The organism is Parablautia sp. Marseille-Q6255 (assembly GCF_951230155.1).
GTDB lineage: Bacteria > Bacillota > Clostridia > Lachnospirales > Lachnospiraceae > Choladousia.
In genome coordinates this window covers 138,437-159,379 of sequence record NZ_CATNVD010000011.1, presented here as the reverse complement: position 1 = coordinate 159,379, position 20,943 = coordinate 138,437, and the positions used below count along the sequence as shown (strand labels likewise).

The 20,943-nt window shown below is 49.6% G+C and carries 25 protein-coding genes; 9 read left to right on the top strand and 16 right to left on the bottom strand.

The annotated features are described in order from the left end of the window. Positions 1 to 267 precede the first annotated feature (267 nt). The 3 genes from QOX44_RS10255 to QOX44_RS10245 all read left to right on the top strand — a co-directional run bounded on the left by QOX44_RS10255 (position 268) and on the right by QOX44_RS10245 (position 3,221). The gene (locus QOX44_RS10255) at positions 268 to 1,158 is read left to right on the top strand and encodes a TraX family protein (RefSeq protein WP_283683034.1); all 891 of its coding nucleotides are present in this window, start codon (positions 268 to 270) and stop codon (positions 1,156 to 1,158) included. A gap of 15 nt (positions 1,159 to 1,173) precedes the next feature. After that, positions 1,174 to 1,845, top strand: coding sequence for a response regulator transcription factor (locus QOX44_RS10250; protein ID WP_283683033.1), 672 nt, complete (start codon positions 1,174 to 1,176; stop codon positions 1,843 to 1,845). Between the two features lie 68 nt (positions 1,846 to 1,913). Then, complete coding sequence (locus QOX44_RS10245; protein WP_283683032.1) at positions 1,914 to 3,221, top strand: sensor histidine kinase; 1,308 nt, start codon at positions 1,914 to 1,916, stop codon at positions 3,219 to 3,221. A gap of 372 nt (positions 3,222 to 3,593) precedes the next feature. Here the strand turns inward: QOX44_RS10245 and feoB are convergent, their stop codons facing one another. The 3 genes from feoB to QOX44_RS10230 are packed head-to-tail and all read right to left on the bottom strand — an operon-like array spanning position 3,594 to position 6,369. Further along, positions 3,594 to 5,870: a ferrous iron transport protein B gene (gene feoB, locus QOX44_RS10240; protein WP_283683031.1), complete on the bottom strand. Its 2,277-nt coding sequence runs from the start codon at positions 5,868 to 5,870 to the stop codon at positions 3,594 to 3,596. A gap of 53 nt (positions 5,871 to 5,923) precedes the next feature. Beyond that, a complete protein-coding gene (locus QOX44_RS10235) occupies positions 5,924 to 6,145 on the bottom strand; it encodes a FeoA family protein (RefSeq protein WP_283683030.1) in 222 nt (73 codons plus the stop codon). Positions 6,146 to 6,156: 11 nt separating this feature from the next. Beyond that, entirely contained in the window at positions 6,157 to 6,369 is a 213-nt protein-coding gene (locus QOX44_RS10230; RefSeq protein ID WP_283683029.1) for a FeoA family protein, read from the bottom strand. A gap of 229 nt (positions 6,370 to 6,598) precedes the next feature. On the opposite strand from QOX44_RS10230, the gene QOX44_RS10225 reads away from it, so the two are divergent. The 3 genes from QOX44_RS10225 to QOX44_RS10215 all read left to right on the top strand — a co-directional run bounded on the left by QOX44_RS10225 (position 6,599) and on the right by QOX44_RS10215 (position 9,091). Further along, positions 6,599 to 6,967, top strand: a complete 369-nt coding sequence (locus QOX44_RS10225; protein WP_283683028.1) for a metal-dependent transcriptional regulator — start codon at positions 6,599 to 6,601, stop codon at positions 6,965 to 6,967. A gap of 94 nt (positions 6,968 to 7,061) precedes the next feature. Further along, the gene (locus QOX44_RS10220; RefSeq protein WP_283683027.1) at positions 7,062 to 8,786 is read left to right on the top strand and encodes a S8 family peptidase; all 1,725 of its coding nucleotides are present in this window, start codon (positions 7,062 to 7,064) and stop codon (positions 8,784 to 8,786) included. Positions 8,787 to 8,857: 71 nt separating this feature from the next. Further along, the gene (locus QOX44_RS10215; protein ID WP_283683026.1) at positions 8,858 to 9,091 is read left to right on the top strand and encodes a chorion class high-cysteine HCB protein 13; all 234 of its coding nucleotides are present in this window, start codon (positions 8,858 to 8,860) and stop codon (positions 9,089 to 9,091) included. A gap of 39 nt (positions 9,092 to 9,130) precedes the next feature. Here the strand turns inward: QOX44_RS10215 and QOX44_RS10210 are convergent, their stop codons facing one another. Continuing rightward, entirely contained in the window at positions 9,131 to 9,373 is a 243-nt protein-coding gene (locus QOX44_RS10210) for a hypothetical protein (RefSeq protein ID WP_283683025.1), read from the bottom strand. A 52-nt stretch (positions 9,374 to 9,425) separates the two neighbouring features. Here QOX44_RS10210 and QOX44_RS10205 point away from each other — a divergent pair, with 52 nt between their 5' ends. After that, the gene (locus QOX44_RS10205) at positions 9,426 to 9,767 is read left to right on the top strand and encodes a hypothetical protein (protein ID WP_283683024.1); all 342 of its coding nucleotides are present in this window, start codon (positions 9,426 to 9,428) and stop codon (positions 9,765 to 9,767) included. A gap of 20 nt (positions 9,768 to 9,787) precedes the next feature. Continuing rightward, on the top strand, positions 9,788 to 10,066 hold the full coding sequence (locus QOX44_RS10200; protein WP_283683023.1) for a hypothetical protein: 279 nt from the start codon (positions 9,788 to 9,790) through the stop codon (positions 10,064 to 10,066). A 119-nt stretch (positions 10,067 to 10,185) separates the two neighbouring features. Here the strand turns inward: QOX44_RS10200 and QOX44_RS10195 are convergent, their stop codons facing one another. The 8 genes from QOX44_RS10195 to QOX44_RS10160 are packed head-to-tail and all read right to left on the bottom strand — an operon-like array spanning position 10,186 to position 15,459. Then, on the bottom strand, positions 10,186 to 10,728 hold the full coding sequence (locus QOX44_RS10195) for a CinA family protein (RefSeq protein ID WP_283683021.1): 543 nt from the start codon (positions 10,726 to 10,728) through the stop codon (positions 10,186 to 10,188). A gap of 25 nt (positions 10,729 to 10,753) precedes the next feature. After that, positions 10,754 to 11,293 carry a CDP-diacylglycerol--glycerol-3-phosphate 3-phosphatidyltransferase gene (gene pgsA, locus QOX44_RS10190; protein WP_283683020.1) on the bottom strand — a complete coding sequence of 180 codons (540 nt, stop codon included), beginning with the start codon at positions 11,291 to 11,293 and terminating at the stop codon, positions 10,754 to 10,756. Further along, positions 11,277 to 12,614: a 30S ribosomal protein S12 methylthiotransferase RimO gene (gene rimO / locus QOX44_RS10185; protein ID WP_283683019.1), complete on the bottom strand. Its 1,338-nt coding sequence runs from the start codon at positions 12,612 to 12,614 to the stop codon at positions 11,277 to 11,279. Before rimO ends, pgsA begins: the two co-directional genes overlap by 17 nt. A 3-nt stretch (positions 12,615 to 12,617) precedes the next feature. Next, positions 12,618 to 13,292, bottom strand: coding sequence for an HdeD family acid-resistance protein (locus tag QOX44_RS10180; protein WP_283683018.1), 675 nt, complete (start codon positions 13,290 to 13,292; stop codon positions 12,618 to 12,620). Between the two features lie 22 nt (positions 13,293 to 13,314). Further along, positions 13,315 to 13,644 carry a DNA-directed RNA polymerase subunit omega gene (gene rpoZ, locus QOX44_RS10175; protein ID WP_283683017.1) on the bottom strand — a complete coding sequence of 110 codons (330 nt, stop codon included), beginning with the start codon at positions 13,642 to 13,644 and terminating at the stop codon, positions 13,315 to 13,317. A 4-nt stretch (positions 13,645 to 13,648) separates the two neighbouring features. Beyond that, the gene (gene gmk / locus QOX44_RS10170; RefSeq protein ID WP_283683016.1) at positions 13,649 to 14,281 is read right to left on the bottom strand and encodes a guanylate kinase; all 633 of its coding nucleotides are present in this window, start codon (positions 14,279 to 14,281) and stop codon (positions 13,649 to 13,651) included. After that, complete coding sequence (locus tag QOX44_RS10165) at positions 14,278 to 14,553, bottom strand: DUF370 domain-containing protein (RefSeq protein ID WP_283683015.1); 276 nt, start codon at positions 14,551 to 14,553, stop codon at positions 14,278 to 14,280. The genes gmk and QOX44_RS10165 overlap by 4 nt, the downstream gene beginning before the upstream one ends. 27 nt (positions 14,554 to 14,580) lie before the next feature. Then, entirely contained in the window at positions 14,581 to 15,459 is an 879-nt protein-coding gene (locus QOX44_RS10160) for a YicC/YloC family endoribonuclease (protein WP_283683014.1), read from the bottom strand. A 185-nt stretch (positions 15,460 to 15,644) separates the two neighbouring features. On the opposite strand from QOX44_RS10160, the gene QOX44_RS10155 reads away from it, so the two are divergent. Beyond that, complete coding sequence (locus QOX44_RS10155) at positions 15,645 to 17,387, top strand: Rqc2 family fibronectin-binding protein (protein WP_283683013.1); 1,743 nt, start codon at positions 15,645 to 15,647, stop codon at positions 17,385 to 17,387. Positions 17,388 to 17,434: 47 nt separating this feature from the next. On the opposite strand, the gene QOX44_RS10150 is transcribed toward QOX44_RS10155, so the two are convergent. The 4 genes from QOX44_RS10150 to QOX44_RS10135 all read right to left on the bottom strand — a co-directional run bounded on the left by QOX44_RS10150 (position 17,435) and on the right by QOX44_RS10135 (position 20,766). Then, a complete protein-coding gene (locus QOX44_RS10150) occupies positions 17,435 to 18,823 on the bottom strand; it encodes an MATE family efflux transporter (protein WP_283683038.1) in 1,389 nt (462 codons plus the stop codon). A 77-nt stretch (positions 18,824 to 18,900) separates the two neighbouring features. Continuing rightward, the gene (gene dtd, locus QOX44_RS10145) at positions 18,901 to 19,347 is read right to left on the bottom strand and encodes a D-aminoacyl-tRNA deacylase (protein ID WP_283683011.1); all 447 of its coding nucleotides are present in this window, start codon (positions 19,345 to 19,347) and stop codon (positions 18,901 to 18,903) included. Between the two features lie 66 nt (positions 19,348 to 19,413). Next, a complete protein-coding gene (locus tag QOX44_RS10140; RefSeq protein WP_283683010.1) occupies positions 19,414 to 20,271 on the bottom strand; it encodes a YitT family protein in 858 nt (285 codons plus the stop codon). A gap of 24 nt (positions 20,272 to 20,295) precedes the next feature. Beyond that, a complete protein-coding gene (locus QOX44_RS10135) occupies positions 20,296 to 20,766 on the bottom strand; it encodes an LURP-one-related/scramblase family protein (RefSeq protein WP_283683008.1) in 471 nt (156 codons plus the stop codon). Between the last annotated feature and the right edge of the window lie 177 nt (positions 20,767 to 20,943).

Sequence of the window (20,943 nt, the reverse complement as noted above, 5' to 3'; positions counted from 1 at the left end):
TCATCATACAGACTCCTTATGTTTTTTCTGGACAATTAAACAATAAGACAAATCTGTATGATTGGGAAGAGGTTTCGGCCTCTTCCTTTATTTTTTTACTTTTTGCCAATGATAATTATACTCTAAGGGTTTCCCCTGTATTGTAGGATCAGCTTCAATGATTACCCATATTCATAATTTCCCTTATAAAATCCTTAGAATCATGTTTTATCATGAGCCTATAAGCAAGAGCGGCTCATTAAAATGCCGCATATTAAGGAGGTTTTTATGAATAGCAACCGTATTTCTACAGCAAAAACACCATTGCCCGCTGCACATCGCGGGATCACAGGAACAGGAATTAAATTCATTGCCCTGATTTCCATGCTGATGGATCATATCTACTATTTCTTCGGATATACAAATACCATTCCATGGTGGTTTGGACTGGTCGGACGTCTGGCAGCTCCTCTGTTTCTTTTTTGTCTGGTGGAAGGCTTTATACATACCAAAAGCCGTAAAAAATATCTTGGCAAAATGCTTTGCATATCCGTTCCCATGGGATTGCTTCTGTTTTTCATGCGATTTGGAGGTTTTTTTGTACGCCCGGATGGATTTTATCCGCAAAATGCCATGATGTCCTCGTTTGTTCTTTTAATCCTGTGTTTCCAATCGTTTGAATGGATCGCAAGCAGAAAACTGAAAAAAATCGCGGCCGGCTGCAGCATCTTACTTGCGCTTCTGGCATGGCCGTTCCTGGCAGTAACATTAAGCAGTATAAATGCCACATGTGCTACGGTGATCGGCGTCCTTGGTTATACAATTCTTCCGATGATCAATATTTCCGGAGATATAACGCTTCCTGTTTTATTGACCGGAATTCTTCTGTATCTGACCCATAAGAATCGCAAAATCCAGATAGCAGCTATGGTCATCCTTAATTTCGCATGGCATTTTGTACTTGTATACCTTCAGGTAAGAACTTTTCCGGACTTTACATTTTCTCAGATGTTTACTACGTACTGCGAATGGCTGGGAGCCATCTTTGCAGCGCCTCTTCTCCTGTGCTATAATGGGAAGCGCGGTGCCGGATACGGAAAATTCTTTTATGCCTTCTATCCGGCCCATATTTACATTTTGTATGCGTTATCCTGGTTCCTTATGGCGGTTTCCGGATAACAGGGAGGTTCTTTTATGGCAAATATTTTAGCAGTTGATGATGATGCCGATGTGCGTCATCTTTTAACTACTGCGCTGGAACGCGACGGTCATATAGTCCATACTGCCGCATCTGGAAGTCAGATAACAGATGCGCATTGTAAGTGGGCAGACTGCATTTTACTGGATGTCATGATGCCCGGTGAGGACGGTTTTTCCACCTGCCGGCGTATCCGCTCCATCGTCGACTGCCCGATTTTATTTCTTACTGCAAAAAACGAAGAAGCCGATATTATCCGCGGTCTTGGACTGGGCGGAGACGATTATCTGATGAAGCCTTTTCGTATCACAGAGCTCCGGGCCCGCGTAAATGCCCATCTCAGACGGGAAGGCCGCACGCCTCACAGCAAGATCCGGAGAGGCCAGCTGGATTTTGATCTGGGTGAAAAGCTCATTTATCATGCTGGCACACCGATTAAATTGACTCGCAGTGAATATGCGATTTGTGAACATTTAGCAACCCACGCCGGTCAAACCTTTTCCAAAGAACAGATTTATGAGACAGTATTTGGCTTCGACGGCACAGCCGATGACTCTGCGATTACCGAGCACATCAAAAATATCCGTGCAAAATTGCGTGCGGTCGGCAGCGAGCCCATTGAAACTGTATGGGGAGTTGGATATAAATGGAGACGAGAACAAACTTAAAAAGAAAACGAAAAGGAATTCGGTTAAACACACTTTTCTGGCGATATTTTCTTACTACAGGGGGCCTCATGGCAGCCCTTTGCCTGATATGGCTCATCCTGTTCAATATCCTTGCGAATATGGGATTTGTCCTGTCAGCCTATACTGCAGTCAGAAATCTGCCCCAGACAGAACAGGCGCTGCAGGCACAGACAGCATTTGATCCAGAAGAAATTCCTCATTACTATGAATGGGCATTGGCAGAAGATGAAAAAATCATAGAAAGCAGCATGAATCAGAAACAGCTTAAATATGCTTACGCAGAGCTATCCGGAGACTCTTCCCCTCATGGATGGTTTTATTCTCAGTACTTTCATCTGGTCCCCCTGAAAAACGGACAGACGGTTATGCTGGAATATGATTACTCTGTCTGCTATGCCGATCCGGATTTGCAGGACATCCTGCCCGATTTTCAAACTGCTTATATCGGGCTGTTGTTTATTCTGCTTTTGTTGCTGGCAGTCTTGCGCACCGGACACTATACAAAAATCCTGCGCAAAGATACCGATGTGATTACAAATGCCTGTGAAATGGTGCGGAATCAGAAATTAGACATGCCTTTGCAGGATGAGATCCGTGTAAAAGAGCTTCAGGCAGCCCTTACAGCCATTGATACGCTTCGTCAGGAATTATCTCACTCTTTAAAGGAACAGTGGGCTGCAGAACAGCGCAAGAATGAGACGCTTGCCTCTCTTGCTCATGATCTCAAAACACCCCTTACTGTAATTGGCGGAAACGCGGAGCTGCTTACAGAGGACGATCTGACACCGCCGCAAAAAGCATTGGCTCAGACTATTCTGCGCAATGCAGGTCATGCAAAAGATTATGTGAAACGTCTGCGTGAGGTCACAGCAGAGGATGTATTGGAATCAAATAAAGAGCAAATTTCCGTCTGTGAACTCTTAGATGCCTTTATCCAGAAAGGGCGTGATCTGTCGGCAATAAAAGGGCACAAATTTATTGCACCTCTGCCTGCTTCCCTCCCGGATGAAATCCTGGAGATTGGAAAAAGTGACGTGCTGCGTGCAATGGAGAATCTGCTCAGCAATGCGGTGCGCTTTACACCAGCTGACAAACCAATAGAATTAGGCGTGGAATTACAGGAAAAACAGATAGGTTTTTGGATTCAGGACAGCGGCCCCGGATTTTCCCGGGAGGCACTGATAAAAGCCGGAAAAACCTTCTACACAGAAGACAGCAGCCGTCCCCAAAATGGGCATATGGGTATGGGACTTTATTTTGCATCCCAGATAGCACAAAAACACGGTGGTTACCTTTTCATTGAAAATACTTCCATTGGCGGAAAAGTCTGGCTGTGGCTAAATAAAAGACAGTGACAGATGATACTTCATACGAATCGAGATCATTTTATAAACCATACATCCTAGAAAGGAGTTATTCTGGCATCTATGATACCATACAAATAGCTTTCTTGGACAGACTTTTTTTCAGATTGCCAAAATAGTTCCGATTTCTTTTCGAAATCATTTCTATGTATTTTTTCGCAACTCAAACACATGCAAAAGGGTGAAAAGCCTTATCTCTAATCTGCTTTTCACCCTTAATTTTTTATAAAAATTCAGTTTATATTGCCTTTTTACCACTATTCAGAAACATTTTCATTACTCAATGCATAAAATGTCCGCTTACATCCCTGAATCCAGGCATCTGCTGTTACGCAGTAAACTCCCGCCATTTTGTTTTCAAAATTATTTCTGTTTTTTGTGTCTGCCGCAGCCTGCACAACCCGCACAGCCCATGGCAGAAGCGCACGATACTGCCGGAGTCTGAGCTGCCGCCACTGAGGTAAGCGAATGGAGCTGCGGATCCGGCTTTGCTCCCTTTCGCAAAAGCAGGTATAAAAACACAGCCAGCAGCACTGCTGCCACTACCGTCCAGATCGTAAATGGCGCCACACCTGCGATCAGACCGCCGATCTGATACACGATCATGGAGACCGCATACGCAAATCCGCACATATACCCGATCGCTCCAATTGTCCACTTTGGATTGTTCATTTCTCTTTTTATGGCGCCCATCGCAGCAAAGCAGGGAGCGCACAGCAGATTAAAGATCATAAATGAATACGTGGTAAACGGATTAAAATCAGCTGCTACCATCGCCCAGATCGGACTGGAGTCCTCCATCAGATCAATGTCTCCGGCATAATTATACAGTACGCCAAACGTGTTGACGACCTCTTCCTTCGCAATCAGACCGGTAAACGTAGCGACCGTTGCCTTCCATGCCATATTTCCCATCCATCCAAGCGGATAGAAGATCCATGCCACCGCATTTCCGATCGCAGCCAGCAACGAGTGATTATTATCCTCCACTGCCTGAAATACCCCGTCCACAAAGCCGTAGCTCTGCAAAAACCATAAAATAACAGAGGAGATCAAAACTACCGTACCTGCGCGCCGGATGAAGGACCAGCCCCTCTCCCAGGTCGAACGCAGCGCGTTGCCGATAGATGGTGCATGATATGCCGGAAGCTCCATAACAAATGGGGCGGGCTCTCCTGCAAACGCCTTACATTTTTTGAGCATGATGCCAGAGAGGATCACTGCCGCAATACCGATAAAAAATGCAGAAGCCGCAACCCACGGTGAGCCTCCAAACACTGCCCCGGCAAACAGTCCGATGATCGGAAGCTTGGCGCCGCACGGGATAAATCCTGTTGTCATGATCGTCATCTTGCGGTCACGGTCCTGTTCGATCGTACGTGACGCCATGATACCCGGAACACCACAGCCAGTCGCTACGAGCAGCGGAATAAAGCTCTTTCCGGAAAGTCCGAACCGGCGGAACAGACGGTCCATAACAAACGCAATACGCGCCATGTACCCCACATCCTCCAAAAGCGCCAGTAAAAAGCAAAGCACCAGAATCTGCGGAACAAAGCCAAGGACTGCGCCAACACCTGCCACGATCCCGTCCTGTATCAGACCATATACCCAGGCATCCTGCCCTGCGCCAACCGCAGCCAGCGCTGTATCTACTGCCCCCGGAACCAGTTCTCCAAACAGTACATCATTTGCCCAGTCCGTTCCTATTGTTCCCAGCGAAAACGGCAGGCTCCCCATTGCTACGGAATAAATAAAAAGCATAACCGCTGCAAACACCGGAAGTGCCAGAATACGGTTCGTTACGATCCGGTCAATCCTGTCTGATACCGTAAGACTCCCCCGGGGCGCTTTTTTTCTTACTGCCCTGGAGACGACATCACTAATATAGGCATAGCGCTGATTTGTGATGATACTCTCCGCATCATCGTCAAGCTCCCGCTCACAGTCCGCAATATGTTCCTCCAGATGCTCCGACAGCTTCGCATCAAGCGCCAGCTCCTCTAAGATCCTTGTATCGCGTTCAAAGATTTTGATCGCATACCAGCGCAGGTACTCCGGCTTGACCATCTGCGCGATTGATTCCTCAATATGTGCCAGCGCATGCTCGACACTGCCCGTAAATACGTGCAAAGGCTCCGTCTGTCTGTGATCACCGGCAAGCGCAACTGCTTTTCGCGCCGCCTCCATGCCGCCCTCGCCCTTTAACGCGCTCATCTCCACGACCTCGCAGCCAAGCGCAGCGCCAAGCTTTTTCAGGTCTATCGTATCACCGTTTTTTCTTACAAGATCAATCATATTGACAGCAACCACTACCGGAAGCCCCAGCTCGATCAGCTGCGTTGTCAGATAAAGATTTCTCTCGATATTGGTCCCGTCCACAATGTTCAGGATCACATCCGGCTGCTCCTTTACCAGATAATCGCGCGCGACCACTTCTTCCAGCGTATACGGAGACAGCGAATAAATACCGGGAAGATCCTGTATGATAATATCTCTGTCTCCTTTTAATTTTCCTTCTTTTTTCTCAACCGTGACTCCCGGCCAGTTGCCCACATACTGGTTCGCTCCTGTCAGCGCATTAAATAAAGTCGTCTTTCCACAGTTGGGGTTTCCTGCTAAAGCAATTCTGATACTCATGATACATTTCTCCTCTTTCGTCTGCCCAGGTTCTTCTCTTTCCCTGCGCGCTCCTACAACACCTCGATCATCTGCGCGTCACTTTTGCGCACAGACAGCTCATAGCCGCGGACATTAAGCTCCATCGGATCTCCCAGCGGAGCTACCTTCCTGACATATATCTGCGTCCCTTTTGTGATCCCCATGTCCATGATCCTGCGTCTTGTCGGACCCTCGCCGTGAAGCTTCGCCACTGTCACATTGCTGCCTACTGCTGCGTCCTTTAATGTTTTCATTTAGCTCCTCCTTACACCATAATGCGTCCTGCCATGCTCTGATCCAGAGCGATCCGGCTGTCCCTGACCTGCACGATCATGTTTCCGGCGATCCGGCTGATCACTGTCACTTCACTGTCCACTACAAATCCCAGACCTGCCAGATGCTGACGCACCTCATCCTTCCCTGATATTTTTCGTATCGTAAATGTTTCACCCGGGGTTGCCATTACCAGCGGCATCATCATATCCTCCTTTTCGGTATGATTGTTTTTCTTTTCTTTCGTTAGTATAAACTAACTTTAATTAGAAGTCAATAACTTTTTTCGAAATAATTTATCATAATGTGAACCACTATTTCCCCAATTCCCCATTTTTTATGCTATAATGATGGCAGGGCATGCGCCAAAGCACAGCAAACGGTGAATGTCGCATTTTTCATCCACACATGAATCAACATACGAGGTATCTGCTATGCATATGAATGAATCTGCTGAAAATTATCTTGAAACCATACTGGTCCTCAGCCGTCGGCTTCCTGTCGTGCGTTCGGTCGACATCGCCACAGAGCTCGGCTTTAAAAAACCAAGTGTCAGTATCGCCATGAAAAATCTGCGTGAGAAGAAGCATATCACGGTTTCTGATTCCGGCTTCATCACACTGACCCCCTCCGGCCGCGCGATCGCGGAGGATATTTATGAGCGTCACCAGTTTCTGAGCCAGTGGCTGACACAGCTTGGCGTAGATCCGGCGATCGCATCTGAGGACGCCTGTAAAATCGAGCATGTACTGAGCCGTGAAAGCTTTGAAGCACTCAAAAAGCACGTACATCAGCAAAGCTGATGTGCGCGCCCGGACTTCTTTCAGATGCCTGTTTGACACATGTTCTGCCTTTTCACATCATATTCTGTTTAAAAATCTTACAGGAGCACTACCTATGCAGCAAAAAAAGGAGATCCGCTCCAGTCAGTCCCCTTCCGTCCCTCCCGCAGTCTCGCAGGAGTATTCGGATATTATTATCCGGTATCAACAGACTCCCGAGATACTTCTTGCCGAGTTAAATCAGTATGCCCCGCAGATCGTTGATACGCAGTACAGTATCCTGCACGCTCCCCTCTCTCTTCAGCTCGCGACAGTAGAGCAGATCGGTTATCCCGCTGTCCCAAAGCTTTTCACTCCGATCGACACAGTCAGCCTCGAAACTGCCGGAATCCTGGCCGTACAAAACCAGCCCTTTCTGAATCTGACCGGAAAAGGCGTTCTGATCGGTTTTCTCGACTCCGGGATTGATTATACGCATCCCGCCTTCCGCAATCCTGACGGTACGACAAGGATCCTGCGTATCTGGGATCAGACCCTGCCAGACGGTCCCGCCCCGTCTGATCTTACGTATGGGACAGAATTTACGCAGGAACAGCTAAATGCAGCTCTGTTTTCCGGCGCTCCCCTCAATACCGTACCTCACCGCGATGAGGACGGACACGGAACGTCCATCGCAGGGATCGCCTGCGGAAGCCCGGACCCCGGGTCTGATTTTATCGGTGCAGCGCCCGACAGCCGAATCATCGCAGTCAAGCTCAAACCTGCCAAGCGCTATCTGCGCGACTACTTTGTCATCCCGGAGGATGCCGTCGCGTATCAGGAAACAGACCTGATGCTCGGTGTCCGGTATATGGTCCGTATTTCCCGCGCGCTTCGTCTCCCTCTCGTTATCTGCATGTCGGTCGGCACAAATCAGGGCGGCCATACCGGAACGACACCGCTTGAGGAAGTCCTTATCTCTGCCCAGTTTAATGCCGGTATCTTCGCAGTCGCCGGGACCGGTAATGAGGTCGGGCAGGGACATCACTATTTTGGGACCATCAGCCGGGCAGGTGAATACACCGATGTCGAAATACTCGTTGAGAAAGAGACTGCCGGATTTTCTCTGGAATTTTGGGCGGATGCGCCGGAGCTTTACAGCATCGGTTTTACGTCTCCGCTTGGCGAGACGATCCAGCAGGTACAGCCGCGCAGTAATGTTGCGCACGAATTTAATTTTCTTCTTGAGAACAGTCAGATCCATCTGATCTATTCTATTGTAGAAATGTTAAGCGGATCAGAGCTGGCGCTGATGCGCTTTGTAACCCCTACTCCTGGTGTCTGGCGTGTGCGCATCACAAATATCACGCATGTAAACGGACAGTTCCACCTGTGGCTTCCGGTCACCGAGCTCGTCGATCCGGGCGTGCGCTTTTTCTCCCCCAACACAGATACTACTCTCGTCATACCGTCATCGGCAGACGCGATCATCACTACGGGAACGTACGATGCCTTCTCCGGCAGCATGTTCCGAAGCTCCGGAAGAGGATATACGCGTAACAATCTGATCAAGCCTGATTTTGTCTCACCGGGTGTAAACCTTACTGCCCCCTCTCCGGGCGGAGGCTATGCTCCGGTCACCGGCTCCTGTGCCGCTTCTGCTCTGGCAGCCGGCGCTACGGCGCTCGTCACCCAAAGCGGACTGGACCGCGACGTCCCCCGCTACTTTACTCCCCGAGAGATCAAGAGCCTCTTTCACAGAGGCGCGGTGCGCAGCGCCAACTACCAGTACCCGAACCGCGAATCCGGCTACGGCATCCTGAACGTATATGGGATATATGAATCTTTTCTCCGATCTTAATTTTCTTTTGTCACACATGCGCCGGCGATGCATATGATACACTGTAAATGATAATTTCGGAGGAAAACGAAATGAGTGATTTAACAGCTACTAACTGCGGATGTGGATGTCAGAATGAAGGAAACGGAGGAATCTCTCTTTGCACGCTCCTGATTCTCTTCGCAATCTGCGGCAATGGAAACAACGGCTTTATGTGCGGCAACGGCGGTGGAAATGACTGCTGTCTGCTCCTCCTCATCCTGCTGTTCTGCTGCGGCGGCAGCGGAAACAGCTGCTTCCTTGGCAACAATAACTGCGGCTGCTAATGTTCCCAAAAAAGGGCGGTGCGAAAAGCACCGCCTCTTTTATGTCTCCTGTTCCCTCTCCTTCTTCCACTCTTTTTTCTCTGTATCCTCCGTTCTCTCTTTTCTCTCTTTCAGGCGTCCCTCCTGCCGCCTCCTGCAGTCCTCATCTATCTCATAAAACGCATTTCCTTCCCTTACCGTCCTTGTCGCCATGATACGCTCCTTTCCGTTTGGACAATCGACAGAGCTGCCGCTGCATCCCTGCCGCTTACACACTATATTACTAGCATATTCAAAAGTCATATTTCTGTCCTGCACCTCATAGATATAGAAACAAAAAAGATTCGGAGCAACCATGTTAACTGCATTGGATCAGATTGCCAATCAGAATCATCTGCAGCTTTTAAAGGCCGCAATCCCATACATTGACTCTTCCAGCCAAAAAATGGTTTCCCTGTTTATCAAAGTGCTGGAGATGCAGAATATCCTCCGTTTTTACGAGCATACCGGAAACTGTGTGCAGGCCTGCAATACCGGCGCCGACTCTCCCGGTATGATTGATATGCTGACCGACATGCGCAGCTACTGTGATGAAAGCGAGGGAGAAATGATCGATCAGTGTATTCAGCTTCTCTCTACACTGGAGCTCTACTCGATCTTTGCACAATCCGGCGCTGATCCCTCTGCATTATTTTGATGCTCCAGCAAGGAGGACATATGAATGACCATTCATGGACAAAGAATCCGGCGCTCACAGCGATCGATCCCGCCAAGCTCCAGATGCTTACCTCTCTGGCAGACCAGGCAAAGGGCAAAAATCAAAAGGAGCTGCTTTCTTTTTTGATGTCTGCCTCTGCACAGACAAAGGAAAATCATATGAGCTTTGATCAGTCGGAAATAGACGCCGTTATCCGCGTGATGAAGGAAGGAAAATCTCCGGAAGAAATACAGCGCATTGACCGTCTCATCGGTCTGATCAGGCAGTTCCGGCATTAAGACAGGAGAACAGCAGGAACTGTCTGCAACATAAAATGGATGCTGCAGCATACAGATCCCGGCAGATTTCCGGTATCGCTATGCTGCAGCACCCACGCTGTCTCCTGATACACCGTATTCTATTGTCTTTTTTTATCGTACCGATCCAGTCCCTTTTTCAGCAAAAGCAGCGCCTGTCGGACTGCCTGCTCCCGAACCGCAGCGCGGTCCCCTTCAAAATGAAACTCCCTGACCTTTGTCCTGCCCTTTACGCAGCAGCCGATATACACAAGACCTACGGGCTCTCCACTCCCGCTGTCCGGCCCTGCATACCCCGTCACGGAAACACAGCAGTCTGCTCCCGCCCATCTTGCGCCTCCCTGTGCCATTTCCTTCGCAGTCTGAGCGCTCACAGCAGTATATTTCTTCAGCGTCTTTTTCTTTACTCCGACTATTTTATGCTTCGCTGCATCACAGTACGTGACAAGGCTGCACGCCAAAACCCCTGAGCTGCCCGGTACACTGGTAAGCGCCGCAGCAACCATGCCTCCGGTACACGACTCGACTGCTGTCACTGTCATACCGAGTCTGCGCAGCCGCCGGACCAGCTTTTCCTGCAGCTTCGAGGGCTCCTGCGCTGTGCTGCCGCCCTGCGTTTTCTTTTCTGCCGTTTGTGTTCCCATCACTGATCACCACCAATCAATCGCTTTACATCTGTCCGTCCAGCACGCTCCAGTTTTTACGCAGATAATCGACAAGTGAGATCACCGTAAGGATCAAAGAGATCCAGATCATGATCTGGCTGATCGTATCGAATACCCCGCCAAAATCAAAGATCAGTAAAATAACCATGATCATCTGAGATACCGTCTTGAACTTTCCCCAATAACTGGCTGCGATCACCGTACCCTTGTCAGATGCCACCAGACGAAATCCGCTGATGATAAATTCTCTTCCGATAATAATGATCACTACCCAGGCCGGCAGCGCCTCCAGCTCTACCAGACAGATCAGTGCAGAGCAGACAAGAAGCTTATCTGCGATCGGATCCATAAACTTTCCGAAATCCGTGACCAGATTATTCTTGCGCGCCAGATATCCGTCAAACCAGTCTGTTGCACTTGCCAGGATAAAAATGACTGCTGCTGCATACCGGCCGTTATCTCCCAGCCCGTCCCACAGCATCAGAAATACAAATACAGGGACCATACATACTCTCAGTACGGTAAGCTTATTTGGTAAATTCATCTGAAATCTCTCCTATCAAATCGTATTCTGCGGCTCCTGTGATCTTCGCCCGCACAAAGTCGCCTGACATCAACGTCTCATCGGTATGGATAAACAGCAGACCGTCCACATTCGGAGCGTCCCCATACGTCCGCGCGACGTATGCGTTCTCGTCTGCGACTTTTCCCTCTACCATTGCAGTGACTGTGCGTCCGACCATATCCTGCGCACGGTCAAAAGCAATCTCCTGCTGCAGCTCCATCAGCTCTTCCTGCCAGGTAAGCTTCGTCTCCTCGTCAATCTGATCCGGCATAGACGCCGCAGGCGTATCTTCCTCCTGCGAATATGGAAACACGCCAAGCCGGTCGAACTCTATCTCATCAATAAAGTCCATCAGTTCCTCATGCTGCTGCTGTGTTTCCCCCGGAAAACCGGCGATCAGAGTCGTTCTGAGCATGATATCCGGCATTGCCTCCCGCAGCTTTCCAATGATCCGTATCAGATCCTCCCGCGTCGTACGTCTCCCCATTCTCTTTAATACCGGATCAGACGCATGCTGGATCGGCAGATCCAGATAATGGCAGATCTTTGGCTCCGTCTTCATCGTCTCGATCAGCTCATCGTAAATCTCCTCCGGATAGCAGTAGAGGATACGGATCCACCGCAGTCCTGCGATCGCGCACAGCTTCTTTAGCAGCAGATGTAACGACTTTCTGCCATACAGATCGACTCCGTATACAGTTGTCTCCTGCGCCACTAAAATGAGCTCCTTTACACCCTGACGGGCAAGCTCCTCTGCCTGCGCCACGAGACGCTCCATCGGCACGCTGCGATATGCTCCGCGCAGCTTCGGAATGATACAGTACGTGCAGTGCTTGTCGCATCCCTCTGCGATCTTCAGATATGCAAAATGCCCTCCTGTCGTCACCATACGCCCGGTGCCTGTGTCCGGCAGATACGTCAGCGGCTTTTCTTCTACCTCCCGCTTTCCCTGGAGCGCTTCCTCTACAGCTGATACGATCTCATCGTATGCAGTTGTGCCGAGCACCATATCGACCTCTTCTATCTCATCAAGGATCTCCTGCCGGTACCGCTGTGCCATACAGCCTGTTACGATAAGCGCTTTGCAGCTTCCCGCTTTTTTATATTCTGCCATCTCGAGGATCGTCTGCACACTCTCCTCCTTCGCATCGTTGATAAAGCAGCACGTATTGATCACGATCACATCCGCCTGCGTCTCATCATCTGTAAATGTATAGCCCCGGCTGCCAAGCAGACCGAGCATTTCCTCAGAATCCACAAGGTTCTTATCGCACCCAAGCGAAATAAACAGTATCTTCATGTATTACTCCTTGTTCTCTTTATCCGGCTCCTGCACGACTACCTCTGCCTTTGCTGCCGTTTTTCGTTGTCCCTGCTGCTCCAGCAGCTCGTCCATATCCGCTCCCGGATATTCCTTCTGGATCCGTGCCAGCTTTCTCACCCGCAGCTGGATAAAGATCAGACTCACCAGGTTGGTGACGCCGTCGATGCTCAGGCAGACGCCGATATACAGGACCATATCGTGCTCTTTCTGAAACGGATTGCACAGCAGGATGATCCCCAGCACAATGATCACAAGCGCACAGATCAGTACTGCGTACCATCGCTCAAACCTCAGACGGCGCATATTCCATGCGCTCTGGATCTTTACCACTGCCCCCAGCAGAAGGATGATCCCCATTGCAAAGGGGAGCACTGTTGAGAGAAAGGTGGGATTAAGCAGAATAAATACGCCGAATGCCAGACAGACGATACCGATCACAAGATCCATCTGCAAAAAGCCTGCCAGCGTATCTTTCGTAAAATAGATGATCCCATATGTGATGCCCAGAACTACCATGACAAATCCCAGGCCATAGCAGATCATCTTTAATGATGTGTCCGGCCAGACACACAATACCACTCCCAGCACAACATACAATGCAGAAATTAAAATGTAGCTCTTGCTGAACTGCTTTACTTCGTTCACCGATTCCACCCCGCTTCCTGCTGCCGTCCGATCATTCCGGCTGTGCCTGCGTCTCCTCTTCCTGTACTGCCAGCTCCTGCTCCTGCACAGCTTCTCCGGCTGCAGCTTCCTGCAGCTGAGCTGCCTCTTCCTCCGGCAAAATCCTGATCTTGCCCTGATTAAGCTCGGAAATCGCCTGTGAGAGCGGCTTTGATACGATCGGGACGTCTAAATTGTCACCGGACTGACGGGCAATGATCTGGCGCGCCCGCTTTGCTGTCGCTAAAACAATAGAGTAACGGCTGCTTACTACCGGTTCTTCGCCTTCCTCTACCCCGCTGTTTACTACCTGCATTAAATCTGAATAAGATGGATGTAACATAATATTATTCTCCTTTCGCAAACGTTTTGATTTCTTCCCGGATCTGCTGTACAAATTCCAGATTCCGGCTCATTTTATAATGCTGACTTTCGATCAGGTGGTAAAGCTCCTCCACACTTGTCTCCAGGTCATCATTAATGATCATGTAGTCATACTGCTCTACGCCCTGTGATTCCTCCGCTGCTCTTGAAAGCCTTGCACGGATCACATCCTCCGGCTCCGTCCCTCTTCCGCGCAGCCGCGTCTCAAGTGTCTGCGCATCCGGCGGCATGACGAACAGGAGTAACGCATCCGGGTATTTTTCCTTTACCTTGAGCGCTCCCTGCAGCTCGATCTCCAGGATCACATCACGCCCCTGTGCCATCTGATCCTCCACATAATCACACGGAGTACCGTAATAATTTCCGCAGTAGCTGGCATACTCGATCAGTCTGCCCTCTGCGATCAGCTGTTCAAACTGTTCTCTGGTACGAAAGAAATACTCTCTCCCGTCCTCCTCATTTTCACGCGGCGCACGTGTCGTCGCAGAAACAGAAAGCGCATAATGTCCGTATTTCTCAGTCAGGCGCTTCATCAGTGTTCCCTTTCCGACTCCGGAAAATCCGGAAACCACTACAAGGATTCCTCTTCTGTTCATACTTCCTCTCCCTTCCATTCCTGTTCCGCTGCCGCATTCGCCGCAAAACGCCGCGCGATCGTGTCCGGCTGCATCGCAGATAATACGATCTGCCCCGTCTCCATCACCAGCACTGACTTTGTCCGTCTTCCCTGTGTCGCATCGATCACCCGCTGCTCTTCCCTTGCGCTTTGGACCATGCGCTTGATCGGAGCTGCGTCGGGGTTTACGACCGCGGCCATTTTCAGGGCATTGATATAATTTCCAAAACCAATGTTTACCAGTCCTGCCATAATCTCCTCACTCTCAGCTTCCTGCTGCTATTCCACATTCTGGATCTGTTCGCGCACCTTCTCAATATCGGTTTTCAGCTCGATCGCAATATTTGACGTCTCCAGATCATTCGCCTTTGACAGGATCGTATTCGCTTCACGGTTCATCTCCTGAGCGATAAAGTCAAACTTGCGCCCTACTGCTCCTCCTGCAAGGAGTCCTTCCCGCATCGCGCTGATATGGCTGTGCAGCCGGACAGTCTCCTCGTCTGTACAGATCTTGTCCGCAAAGAGCACCACCTCGGACGCCAGCCGGCTCTCGTCTATCTGCGCATCTGCCAGAAGCTCCTTTACCTTGTCGCCCAGCTTCCTGCGATACTCTGCTATGATCTGCGGATAGCGTTTTTCTATGAGGACTACATTTTCTTCCATTCCTTCCAGTTTGTCAAGAAGATCTGCCTTGAGGGCTTCCCCCTCTCTGTGCCTCTCCTGCACAAACTGGCGGCATGCACCCTCGACTGCCTCCTCCAGCATCACCCAGAGCTCTTCTTCGTCGACCTCCTGCTCTTCCATCGTAAATACCTCCGGACAGCGCCCCAGCGCTGATACGCGGATGTCATTCTCAAGGCCAAACTGCTCCGCCATCTGACGGTAATACTTTAAATACTCTGAAGCTATGCTTTCATTATATTTGAGCGCCGTATTCCCCTCAGAAAAATCCTCATATGTAATGAACACATCTACCTTGCCCCGCTGAATGTATGATTTCAGCACGTTGCGGATCGCTGGTTCGAAAAAGCTGAATTTCTTCGGCATTTTAATATTTACGTCAAAATAGCGGTGGTTCACCGCCTTCATCTCAACCGTAAATTTTCTTTCGCCCCGGAGGCTTTCACACCGTCCGAAGCCTGTCATGCTACTGATCATGTTATATCCTCTCCTGCTCTAAAGCATACTTGGCATCTGTGTGCCGGCGGCCATATGTCCCGCTGCGCAGACACAGTCTATATCTTATTTATTATAAACGATTGCAGAAAAGCCGTCAATGACAATTGTTTTTTCTTTTCGCATCTGCTATCATAGGGGCAGCTATTATACTAGGAGGAATGATCATGGCACTCGATGGAATTGTCATTGCAAATATAGTTTCTGAATTAAATGAACGGATCTGCGGTGCGCGCATCAGCAAGATCGCGCAGCCGGAAGCAGACGAACTCATCCTGACACTAAAAGGGCCGAAGGGGCAGCACCGTCTGCTGCTCTCTGCCGGTGCAAGTCTGCCGCTCATCTATCTGACACAGACCAACAAGCCGTCTCCTTTGACTGCGCCAAATTTCTGCATGCTTTTGCGCAAGCACATCGGAAACGGAAAGCTGCTGCGCATCTGGCAGCCCGGTCTGGAACGGATCATCCATTTTGAGATCGAGCACTTCAATGAAATGGGCGATGTCTGCCGCAAAGATCTGGTTCTCGAGCTGATGGGCAAGCACAGCAACCTCATCTTCTGCGATGAAAAGGGGATGATCATTGACAGTATCAAGCATGTCTCTGCCCAGACGAGCTCCGTGCGCGAGGTGCTTCCCGGCCGTCCATACTTTATCGCCGTCACACAGGAAAAATGCGATCCGCGTCACACCTGCGAGGAGGAATTTTGTACCACCGTTTTTTCAAAACCGATGCCTCTGGCAAAGGCGCTCTATTCCTCCTATACGGGCATCAGTCCCGTGATCGCAGAAGAGATCTGCCACCGCGCATCGCTTGAATCCTCTCAGAGCGCGAACTCGATCGAGGGGCTGGCGCAGATCCATCTGTACCGCCAGTTCGGACTTCTCATGGAGGATGTGGCCGGGGCGCATTTTGCACCATCGATCATCTATGACGGCCAGCATGTTCCGGTAGAGTTTTCTTCTGTGCCGCTTACCATGTATCAGGATATGGAATGCGTTCCTTTTGACTCCGCTTCTGCCATGCTCGAGCAGTATTATACAATGAAAAATACGGTCACCCGCATCCGTCAGAAGTCTTCGGATCTGCGGCGGATCGCCACGACTGCGCTCGACCGCTGCCGCAAAAAATATGATCTGCAGAAAAGACAGCTAAAGGATACGGAAAAACGCGATAAATACAGAGTCTACGGCGAGCTGATCAATACCTACGGCTACAATGTCGCACCAGGCAGCAAAAAACTGGACGCACTGAATTATTACACAAATGAAATGCTAACTATCCCGCTCGATGAGACGATCACACCTCAGGAAAACGCGCAGAAATATTTTGATAAATATAACAAGCTAAAGCGTACCTTTGAAGCGCTCTCAGAGCATATCCAGGAAACTGAGGCGGAGATCGCACAGCTCGAGTCCATCTGTACCTTTATGGATATGGCCCTTTCGGAAGAGGATCTCGTACAGGTAAAGGAAGAGCTGACTGATGCCGGGTATATCCGCCGCAAATATACCGGAAAAAAGGTAAAGATCACTTCCCGCCCGTTCCACTATCTCTCCTCAGACGGGTATGATATGTATGTCGGAAAAAACAACTATCAGAACGATGAGCTGACCTTCAAGATCGCTTCCGGAAGCGACTGGTGGTTCCACGCAAAAGGCGCTCCCGGCTCCCACGTGATCGTAAAAGCCAGAGGAGAGGAGCTTCCGGACCGCACCTTCGAGGAAGCGGCGCGCCTCGCAGCGCATTACTCAAAAAACAGAGGCGCCGAAAAGGTCGAAATCGACTATGTTGAAAAAAAACATGTCAAAAAACCAAATGGCGCCAAACCGGGGTTCGTTGTCTATTATACAAACTATTCTATGATGATTGAATCCGATATTTCTGGAATACAGCTTGTGGGAGACTGACTGTCATACAAAACGGGCGCTGCAAAATACGCCAAAGATCCGCCGGATCAGAATGTTGCAGCGCCCTCTTTTTGTGCAAGCTGCATCCCGCGCTTTCGCAGCAGCTTCGGAAGCGCGGTCAGAAAAACAATCGTAGAGACGATCGGAGAGACAACGTCTGAGACAGGCTCTGCCCAGAACATCACAGCAGCTCCAAACCGCACAGACAGATACACGACCATGGTAATATAAACAGCCTTTCTGAAAAATGACAGCGGCAAAGCCAGCCTGGCGATCCCCATCCCTGTCAGTCCGTCTACAAAGACGTACTGGACCGCAAGCGGTATAATGCCCAGCGTATAAATATGAATAAAATGCTCTGTCATCTCAATGTACTGCGCCTCCCCTGTAAAAATCCTTGCAAAAATCCCTGCACCGCACTGCGCTATAAGGAACATCACTGTCGTAAAGATCACTGCGACCTTCAGGATCTGTTTTTCTGCATCTATGATCCTGCGGCCATTTCCAGCGCCGTAATTATATCCCAGGATCGACTGCGTCCCCGCAGAAATCCCGGAGAGCGGCATTGTCACCATCAGCATAAAGCTCTGTACGATCGTATTGCACGTCAGCAGCAGGTCGCTCTGACTGCCGCCGAACTGCTTGATCATAATATTCTGGATCACGATCAGGATATTGTCGAATAAAATAATCAGAAACGGAGTCAGCCCAAGCAAAAATACTCTGCGGCAGATACGCCCATCCAGAGAACGGACTCTCGTGATGCGCACTGGCACCCGCTTTCCAAACAGTACGCACAGCGCAAATATGCAGGAAGCTGCCTGTGAAACAACCGTTGCCGCCGCACCGCCGACCACGCCCATATCCAGTCCGAAAATGAATACCGGATCAAGAATGATATTGCAGACAGCTCCCAATATGACGGAGCACATCCCCAGTCCGGCAAATCCCTGGCACGTGATAAACTGATTAAGACCGAGAGAAAGGATCGCAAACACGGTTCCTGAAATATAAACGCTCATATACGCTTTTGCATAAGGAAAGATCGTCTCTGTCGCCCCAAACCACCAAAGCAGCGTGTCCGCAGATAAATACGCCAGTCCTGTGATCACGACTGAGACGCCAAGTAAAAGCAGGAAACAGTTTGCTAATATACGCTCTGCTCCCTGCCGGTTCTTTTCACCCATTTTAATGCTCATAAGCGGTGCGCCGCCGACCCCAATCCACGCCGCAAAGGCAGAGATCATCGTGACGATCGGACCGCAGATCCCTACCCCGGCAAGCGCCGTCTCCCCGATCTCCGGGATATTTCCGATATACATACGATCCACAATGCTGTAAAATACGCTGACAAACTGTGCCAGCATAGCTGGCAGCGCAATACGCGGCACGAGCGACCTGATATCGTCCGTGCCGAGATTATTTTCTCTTCTGATTCTGTTTTTCATATTCTCCTGTCCTCTGTACCTCAAACATCCGCTTTTTGAAATCCTGTGATTCTCTTTGCTCTGCTCTACAGCTGTTCCGAATCCAGTACGATCGTAAATGGACCGTCATTTGTGAGGCTGACCTTCATATCTGCCCCAAACACTCCCTTCTCGACCACCGGAACATTTTTCCTGCAGGCTGCAATGATATATTCGTAGAGAGCCTCGGCATGCTCCGGCGCTCCTGCCTCGATAAAGCTCGGCCGATTCCCTCTTTTGCAGTTTGCATACAGGGTAAACTGTGAGATCAGCAAAAGTGCCCCGCCCACATCTGACAGCGCAAGATTCGTCTTTCCATGCTCATCCTCAAATATCCGAAGCCCCGTCATCTTCCTGACCATCTTATCTGCAATCTCCTCTGTGTCGGAATTGCTCACACCGATCAGCACCAGAAATCCCTTATCGATCGCTCCCATCACCTGACCGTCTACCTGAACGGATGCCGATGTCACCCGCTGTATCACAAATCTCATTCTGTCTCCTCCTGTTATTCGATATCCCGTTTTTTCTTCTGTTTTGTCACTGTATCCGTGTTTTCCTTATACCTTTGGCCGGTAACGCATATCCGAAACCGTGTACACAGTGATAAATGCCTCCGGGTCTTCCCTGTTGATATAATTCATCAGCTTCTGATACTCTCCCTTATCTACGATCGTAATGATCTCATTACGCTTTTGCATATTATACGCGCCGATCGCCTCATAGATCGTAGCGCCGCTGTGCAGATCATAGAGAATAAATTCGCGAAGCTCTTTTTCTTTTTTCGTAATAATGCAGACTCTGCGCTTAATATTCTGGCCAAAAATAAAATGATCCAGCACGATACCGTTAAAGTAGGTGCCCAGGATACTCAGTACGACCGCCTTCTTATCGTAAATAAGCGCAGAAGAAAGCGCCACACACATACCGGAAAGAGACATCGCCCTGCCCAGCTCTATATGGAGATACTTATTCATGATCTTTGCCACAATATCAAGTCCGCCGGATGACGCATTCCTGTTGAACAAAATGCTAAGTCCCACACTCACGACCAGAACATAGCAGATCACATCGAGCTCTGCGCTTCCGGTCATGGAGGTGTAATCCGGCAGGAGCTTCTCAAACAATGCCAGAAACAACGGCAGCATAATACTGGTATACACAGTCTTTATGCCGAATTCTCTGCCGCAGGTCAAAAACCCGATCACCAGAAGCACAAGGTTCAAAATCATCGTAATCGCAGACAGCGGAAGCGGCACAAAATGGGACAGCACAATCCCAAGACCAGAAATACTGCTGACTGAGGTCTGACTTGGCACCAGAAAGAAATAGACAGCCGCCGCGATCACAGCGACTGCCGCTGTCAGCACCGCTGTCTCCTTAAACAACTCGTTGTATGTCAGTTTTTCTTTTTTCATCCTGTTCTCCCTTTTCCAGAGTACTCAGTTTCTGGAACACTTTTCCGCATCGATCGCCAGCACGACCATCAGGGCGCACAGGGCATTTTCCGGCTCATTTACCTCGATCACATATGTATCCGTCAGCTTCCAGACCTCCTTGGTCACGATCGCTACCGGCGTACCGTCGGCTGCAGCGATCGTATAATCCCATTCCAGCCAGTCTCCGTCTACCTGCCACCCATTGCAGTCGATCTCATACCTGGGCTTTAGCAACGTCAGCTCCTTATTGATGCTGCCTGCCTTTGTCTCTCCCAGATACAGATCAAACTTCGGCAAAAATGTCAAAACACGCTCAACAACGGTCCCGAGCTCCCTTCCGCACGCATCAAAAATACGCAGACGGTGTCCCCACGAAAGCTCTCCTTTTACCTCGTAGACTACATTTCCATCCTCATCATAAATATCATAACTGTCAAACCATGAAAAAAGTCGCTGTTTAAATAATAATTTCATTTTGCCCTTCTCCCTCTCTTGTCCGCCCTGTGCAGCTGTCTGCTTCCGGGCGCTTGCCTTCCATCTGCCATGCTTTGCCTATTGTACCATACTCCCCCCTATGTAGCAATGTAGAGCGCCAGATTTTATCAGAAATTCGTATTGAAAAAAGAAGCGATCGCTGCAGGACGCCCCCTA